This window comes from Pseudomonas sp. SDO524_S393, assembly GCF_054071875.1.
Genome location: NZ_JBSVVZ010000170.1, coordinates 1 through 316, shown reverse-complemented (window position 1 = coordinate 316; position 316 = coordinate 1). Strand labels below are relative to the sequence as shown.

Sequence of the window (316 nt, the reverse complement as noted above, 5' to 3'; positions counted from 1 at the left end):
ACAACAGGAGTCACAATCCTGTGCTCTACCAACTGAGCTACGCCCACCATATTGCATCAACAAAGAAACCAAACCACTTCTTTGTCTAGCCCTGCCCGCATGACAGCCGAACAACGCTTTATTTGGTGCGGATGAAGAGACTCGAACTCTTACGCCTCGCGGCGCTGGAACCTAAATCCAGTGTGTCTACCAATTCCACCACATCCGCGCTTGAAGCTCTTAAAGCAAAGGCGCCAGACCGTTAAATCTGGCGCCTTTTGAAATATGGGGTGGACGATGGGGATCGAACCCACGACAACAGGAGTCACAATCCTGT

The 316-nt window shown here is 50.9% G+C and carries 1 tRNA gene; it reads right to left on the bottom strand.

Annotated elements, in window-relative coordinates:
- Positions 1 to 123: 123 nt before the first annotated feature.
- Positions 124 to 208: transfer RNA gene (locus ACW9IB_RS29520), tRNA-Leu, on the bottom strand.
- Positions 209 to 316: the final 108 nt, after the last annotated feature.